The 6,243-nt window shown below is 56.2% G+C and carries 7 protein-coding genes; 1 reads left to right on the top strand and 6 read right to left on the bottom strand.

The annotated features are described in order from the left end of the window. The first annotated feature begins 173 nt into the window (after positions 1–173). On the top strand, positions 174–818 hold the full coding sequence (locus M0974_RS22595; RefSeq protein WP_297842028.1) for a TetR/AcrR family transcriptional regulator: 645 nt from the start codon (positions 174–176) through the stop codon (positions 816–818). Here the strand turns inward: M0974_RS22595 and M0974_RS22590 are convergent. The 6 genes from M0974_RS22590 to M0974_RS22565 all read right to left on the bottom strand — a co-directional run. After that, positions 815–1,753 (bottom strand): LysR family transcriptional regulator, encoded by a 939-nt coding sequence (locus tag M0974_RS22590; RefSeq protein WP_297842025.1) that lies wholly within the window; start codon positions 1,751–1,753, stop codon positions 815–817. The two genes, M0974_RS22595 and M0974_RS22590, sit on opposite strands and share 4 nt — an antisense overlap. A gap of 163 nt (positions 1,754–1,916) precedes the next feature. Next, entirely contained in the window at positions 1,917–3,455 is a 1,539-nt protein-coding gene (locus tag M0974_RS22585; RefSeq protein WP_297842022.1) for an argininosuccinate lyase, read from the bottom strand. Between the two features lie 28 nt (positions 3,456–3,483). Beyond that, the gene (locus M0974_RS22580) at positions 3,484–4,509 is read right to left on the bottom strand and encodes a hypothetical protein (protein WP_297842019.1); all 1,026 of its coding nucleotides are present in this window, start codon (positions 4,507–4,509) and stop codon (positions 3,484–3,486) included. A 190-nt stretch (positions 4,510–4,699) separates the two neighbouring features. After that, positions 4,700–4,915 carry a molybdopterin-binding protein gene (locus M0974_RS22575; RefSeq protein WP_297842014.1) on the bottom strand — a complete coding sequence of 72 codons (216 nt, stop codon included), beginning with the start codon at positions 4,913–4,915 and terminating at the stop codon, positions 4,700–4,702. Between the two features lie 52 nt (positions 4,916–4,967). Beyond that, positions 4,968–5,786, bottom strand: a complete 819-nt coding sequence (ssuB, locus tag M0974_RS22570; protein WP_297842010.1) for an aliphatic sulfonates ABC transporter ATP-binding protein — start codon at positions 5,784–5,786, stop codon at positions 4,968–4,970. Beyond that, on the bottom strand, positions 5,783–6,243 hold a 461-nt coding region (locus M0974_RS22565), incomplete at its 5' end, for an ABC transporter permease subunit (protein ID WP_297842008.1). The genes M0974_RS22565 and ssuB, both read right to left, overlap by 4 nt.

Here is a 6,243-nt window from a genome sequence, read left to right as displayed (position 1 = left end):
TTTTTGGTTTTTGGTCCGGTTGACCGTGTGGTTTTCTTCGCGAACATGTTCGCGCCCACCGAAAATTGAATATCCCCCGTGGGCGCTAACTTGTGCGCGAAGGCCATATGTCAGGCGCCGACGATCAATGCGTCGCGTACAATCCCCGCTGCCCCCAAACCGGAAAACCCTTCATGACCCGCCCCGTCACCACCCGCAAACCCCGGGCTGGCAGCCAAGCCCGAATCGATTCGATTCTTGATGCCGCGCGCACGTTGCTGGCTGCTAATGGAGTGGCCAGCCTGTCGATTTACTTGGTGGCGGAACGCGCGCAAATTCCGCCTTCGTCGGTTTATCACTTTTTCGCCAGTGTTCCAGCCTTGCTTGAAGCGTTGACGGCCGATGTCCACTCAGCCTTCCGTGCCTGCCTGCAAGCGCCCATAGCGCACGAGCAGCTCAACAGCTGGCGCGATCTATCGAGAGTGGTCGAGCAACGCATGCTGAGCATCTACAGCGTCGATGCCGCCGCACGCCAGTTGATCCTCGCGCAGCATGGCTTGACCGAAGTGACCCAGGCTGACCGCCAGCACGATATCGAGCTGGGCCACTTGATGCATGAAGTCTTCGACCGGCACTTTCAGCTCCCGGCCCTGCCCGATGACGTCGATGTGTTTGCCCTGGCCATGGAGCTGGGTGACCGGGTCTATGCGCGCTCGGTGCAATTGCACGACGAGATCACTCCGCGCTTGGCCGAAGAAGGCTTGCGCGTATTTGATGCGTATCTGGGGTTGTACTTGCCGCCTTATTTGCCGAAGCGCCCGCTCGCCGAAACACACTAGCTGGATGCTTTGCGGTGCTTACGCCCGAGCTCTTTCGCCAGCGCAATAAAGTTTTGCGTGGTCGGCTGCAGATCGTCACTGCCGCACAGCACGGTGATTGGCGCGACCAGCCGCGGCCGCGCCCCTTGAATGCGACAGTAAACAACGCTGTCTCTATGGAAACCGCGCATCGAAGCCGGGACCACTGATACCCCGGCCCCCGCCGCAACCAGATTGATGTTGGTCAGCATGCGCTCGATTTCGAAAGCGATTTTCGGCGTAAAACCTGCGTTCTCACACGCCTCGATCAGTTTCGAATACATGCCTGGTGCTCCGTGTCTGCGCACCAGAATGAATGGCTCATCGGCCAAAGACTTAAGCGAGACGCTGGGCAGTTCGGGCTCGACAGGAATCGTAGCCGGCAATAACCGATGCCCTACTGGCAGTATCAGAAGCATGTCTTCGTTGAGTAATCGATGCAGACTGACGCCTTGGGGATGCGCGACCGGCGCACGCAAAATACCGACGCTCACCCGCCGCGACTGGATTTCTTCAGTCAACTCTCCTGCGCTGCCCTCGCTCAACAGCAGGGTCACGCTGGGATAAAGCTCGCGATAGGAGCGGATCAAGCTCGGGATCAGCGGGTGCGCGGCGGCGGAGCTAGTAAAGCCAATCGAGAGTGCACCTTCCAAACCTTGGGCGGCACGTGCAGCACGTTTCGAGCCTTCTTCAACTCGGTTCAAAATCTCCCGGGCTTCCAGTAAAAACACCTGACCGCCCGCAGTCAGATCAACGCCCTTGGGGTGACGCCTGAACAGTTCGAAACCCAGCTCGCGCTCGAGTATCCGAATCTGATTGCTCAGCGGTGGCTGCTGCATATTCAAGCGCATTGCCGCACGGGTGAAATGCTGCTCTTCAGCGACCATCAGGAAATAACGCAGGTGTCGAAGTTCCATGAAAGTTTCCTGACTCGGTGCCGAAGTACCGCGGCTTGCATAATTTCTGTGGGACCGAATTCATTCGGGAAGAGGCTTGCGCGGTTTGCTTGATCCACCTCGGCGCGGCCAAAAGCTTCGCGAATGAATTCGTTCCCACAGAGGTTGCGCAAATCACATTGAATCATTGCCCCGCGTTGTGGAACGCAGTATCCAGATCAGCCGAGGCCTTGGCCAGTTTCTGCTGCTGGGTTTTTACCCAGTTTTGGTCATCGACGAGGCTGGCTTTTTCCGCCGCCAGCATACGCTCGACCTCTGCGCGTTGTGGGCCACCGAGGCCTTTGCTTGAAGCGATCATGTTCTGCGCGGTCAACGACGTGCGAAATTGGGCTTGGGTCAACGGGAATTGGGCGTGCTCGAAGTTGAAGGCTTTAAGTGCTTCGCCATAAATCCGCTGCACCTCAGGGAAAGCAATGTCCGCTGGTTTTATCTTGTTCAGACGGCCGTAAGTCACCAGGTCGGACGCGAAGTGATGCCCTACTCGGAACGGTACATCGGAGTCGCGCTGTAGCATGTCGGCCAATTCAGTAGTGGTCGAATAATCAGCATCGACTTCTTGCAGGGCCCGGTCTTTATCGATCTGTAGGTTACTCAACAAATCCGCGAGCATCGTGAACGAGGTGGCCGTCTGGTCCAAGGTTTTCTCCACTTGATCACGCTTGTAATCAGGCATACCCGGCGTCACGTTGTGCGCTTCAAATTGGTAGGTCATGGCGCCGCCGACGACATCGCTGGCTTGCAGGCGCAACAGGTTCAAGCCATACGGATTGCGCTTCTGCGGCATGATGCTGCTGGTCCCCGTCAGCTTGCCCTCGGTGATCATGATCCACGGATAAGGCTGATGGTATTGGGTGTGAATGTCCTGGACCAGCAAGCCGATGGTCAACGCTGCGTTGCTTGAAATACCGGTCAGTTCGACGCCGGTATCAAGCGCACCGAGCTGCGCCGCATCGTAGGAGTTTTCCACAACGCCGTCGAAACCCAGCAACGCGGCCAGTTGTTTACGGTCAATCGGAAAGCTGGATGTCCCCAGCGCGCCAGAGCCCAGCGGGCTCATGTTCAACCGGGCATAGGCCTCTTTGAAACGGGTCGCATCGCGGTCGAACACCGACGTAAAGCCGAGTAGATAGTGAGCATAGGTCGTCGGTTGCGCCTGCACGCCGTTGGTGTACGCGGGCACGATGGTATCGAGGTTGTCTTCAGCGAGCTTCAGAAACTCAGCCTTGGATACGTTCATCTGATCCAGCACGTTTAATACACGTTCACGCTGCATCAAGCGTCGAGTGGTGGACAAAATATCCTGACGGCTGCGGCCCGAGTGCATACGCGAGCCGTCGGGACCGGCGATAGCAAGAATCAGCGGTTCGTATTTCAAGTAGTCCGCAGGACGCTCGGCGCCCGGCTTATTGCCATTGATGATGACTTGATCGACTGCTGCAACGATCTTCTTACCCAGCTCCGGCGGCACGATTTTGGTGTCGATAACCATCACCGTCGAGGCCTTGTTCATCTCGCCCAGAAAATAGAAATTATCGTGCGGCTCCTGCGCAGCTGCTGCTTGGGCAATGCCGGTGGCGAGTACCAACAAGGGGATCATCGCCAGACGAAAAGGCAAGACCGTGGCGACGGTGAAACGTGGTACTACGCGCTTATTTGTTTTCATTATTATTTTCGCTCTGGGTGCAAAAGATTTAGTGCGTCGGGAATAACCTCTGCGCGGCTATCTGCGAACCGTAAATACCGTTGGCGTCATGGGCCACACCCGGAACTTCAAACTGCGGATGGTGAACAGCTATCTGCCATTTTTGCGCGAGAAACTGCTCGTAACCTACGTAGTTGAGTTGCCTGGCAACACGGCTATCGCCCTGTTCTTCAGCGCCGCAAGATTTGTCCAATACCCGGTGATTGGGATCGGTGTCATCAGCCCCCACCAGATAGGTAACGTTGCGCGATGCATAACGCTTGAACAGTTGTTGCGCAGTCAAATTCTGCGCCTTCAAGTAAGCAGGCGGTTGATCGAGCCCATAGCGGTATTGGTTGTAATCAGCGCACGCCGTTGATGACACAGGTGCGAAACCCTGGTTCTGCGGACGGCTGGGGTCAAAGTAAACGTAAGACGACGGACTGGAAATAACGTAGCGCATCGCAATGCCAACATGCTGCAGCGCCGCATCCTGATTGTTGAAAACCGCATAACGCTGCATCAGTTGTGCACCCGCAGAGTGGCCGATCAGCACAATTTCTTTCAGGGCCGGGAAACGCTTTCGATCAGACAGGTAACCGACGATATCGTCCAGCGCCTGAAATGAAGTCACGCCGGAATGGCCCAGCGTTGATGCCTCCCCTTGTATCCAACTGCCCTTATGCCATAGCGGCAGATTAGAACTGGCAAGCGCATCGGACTTTTCCAAAAAATCAGGGGCCAGTAATAAGGTGCCGCCCGGGGCTACCTGTGCGTTGCTTAATAACTTCAGGCCAGTGGCGTAATAGTCGTCAGCGTTGCGCTTGATGCCGTGGGTAATGACTACGGCTCGTTCTATGGAACTGCTCGTTTGTTGGAGGTCAGTATTGGCGAACACCACAAATGGATAAGAGTTGGAGGCGTTGCCGAGACCGATTGTTTGCTCTGCTTTGGTGGCTGCCGACGCCGAACCCACTGCGCCAATCAATAGCGCAGAAGCCAATACAGCCAAACACTTGAGAAAATCAGAAACCATGGGCACGGACCTTTGCGCGGGGAAGAAAACTACGCAGTGATGTACGCTGCCAGGTCGATGCTAGCAGGATGGTTATGGGATTAAAAATATCTGAGAAGTAGCATCTCCATACTCTATAGATATGGGGTTATCAGCCCATAAAAAAACCCCGAAAGGCTTTAACCGTTCGGGGTTGTCTGCTGCGCATTGTTCACAGCTTGGCGATGGAAACCTCGGTGGATTTCACGAAGGCAATCACTTCACTGCCCACGACCAATTCCAGCTCTTTAACCGAGCGCGTGGTGATCACGGACGTCACGATGCCGGACGGGGTTTGAACGTCGATTTCCGACAACACCGGGCCTTCGAGGATTTCTTTGATGGTGCCTTTGAACTGGTTGCGAACGTTGATGGCTTTGATAGTCATGATGATATTTCCTGTGTGGGGTTAGGTTTCAAACAGTGCACATGCGGATCGGTTATTGGGCCCAGCGCAATTGCGTGGGCAACGGTGAAACAGGTTCGGGCTCAGGTGGCGTACCGGGTATCAGCAGCACCCGATTCAACACTTCGGTTTCCAGCGCGGCCTGACGATGCGAACCGCGAACCCGAGGGCGTGGCAGTTCTACCAGCAGGTCAAGGCCGACCTGACCGTCTTCGATCAGGATCACTCGATCAGCAATGGCCACGGCTTCGCTGACGTCGTGGGTTACCAACAAAACGGTAAAGCCATGTCTCTGCCAAAGGCGCTCGATCAGTTGCTGCATCTCGATTCGGGTCAATGCGTCCAGCGCACCGAGCGGTTCGTCGAGCAGCAGTAAACGAGGTCGGTGAATCAGCGCACGGGCCAACGCCACACGTTGCTTTTGTCCACCCGACAATGCTGCCGGCCACTCGTTAGCGCGTTCGGCCAAGCCCACGGCCTCCAGTGCTTCCAGTGCCTGTGGGCGCCAGTTGCCGCGCAGACCGAGGCCGACGTTATCAATGACTTTTTTCCAAGGCAGCAGGCGTGCTTCCTGGAACATCAAACGCGTGTCTTCGATGGCGTCACTGAGTGGCGCCGAGCCAGCCAGCAACTCGCCACCGGTAGGTTTGTCCAACCCCGCCAACAGCCGCAGCAATGTGCTTTTGCCACACCCGCTGCGGCCAACAATCGCTACGAACTGACCCGCCGGAATATGCAGATCGACATCTTTAAGTACTTCGCGCTCACCAAAGGTCTTGCGTAACTTGCGCACTGCCAGAGGAATGCCGCGCAGCAGATGTGGCGGCTGCGGGGCTTGCTTAAGACTGCTCATACAGCACCGCCCTTGGTGGTTTGATAGGCTGGGTGCCAACGTAGCCAGACACGCTCCAGGCCGCGCGCAGCGAGGTCTGCCAACTTGCCCAAGACGGCGTATAGAAGGATCGCCACGACCACCACATCGGTCTGTAGAAACTCTCGAGCATTCATCGCCAGATAGCCGATTCCGGAGCTGGCGGAGATGGTCTCAGCCACGATCAACGTCAACCACATCAAGCCCAGCGCGAACCGTACGCCCACCAGAATCGAAGGCAACGCACCCGGCAGAATCACCTGACGGAACAACGAAAATCCTGACAGGCCATAACTGCGCGCCATCTCGACCAACGCCGGATCAACGTTGCGAATACCGTGATAGGTGTTCAGGTAAATCGGAAACAACGTACCCAATGCCACCAGAAATATTTTTGCCGACTCGTCGATGCCAAACCACAAGATCACCAGCGGGATCA

The organism is Pseudomonas sp. (assembly GCF_026224925.1).
GTDB lineage: Bacteria > Pseudomonadota > Gammaproteobacteria > Pseudomonadales > Pseudomonadaceae > Aquipseudomonas.
The sequence above is the reverse complement of the archived record's forward strand: the minus strand, read 5'-3'. Positions and strand labels throughout refer to the sequence as shown.

Excerpts from the sequence above, each read along its gene's own strand:
- M0974_RS22595 (WP_297842028.1), top strand. The coding sequence starts at position 174 with ATGACCCGCCCCGTCACCACCCGCAAACCCCGGGCTGGCAGCCAAGCC.
- ssuB (WP_297842010.1), bottom strand. The coding sequence starts at position 5,786 with ATGAGCAGTCTTAAGCAAGCCCCGCAGCCGCCACATCTGCTGCGCGGC.
- M0974_RS22585 (WP_297842022.1), bottom strand. The coding sequence starts at position 3,455 with ATGAAAACAAATAAGCGCGTAGTACCACGTTTCACCGTCGCCACGGTC.
- M0974_RS22590 (WP_297842025.1), bottom strand. The coding sequence starts at position 1,753 with ATGGAACTTCGACACCTGCGTTATTTCCTGATGGTCGCTGAAGAGCAG.
- M0974_RS22580 (WP_297842019.1), bottom strand. The coding sequence starts at position 4,509 with ATGGTTTCTGATTTTCTCAAGTGTTTGGCTGTATTGGCTTCTGCGCTA.
- M0974_RS22575 (WP_297842014.1), bottom strand. The coding sequence starts at position 4,915 with ATGACTATCAAAGCCATCAACGTTCGCAACCAGTTCAAAGGCACCATC.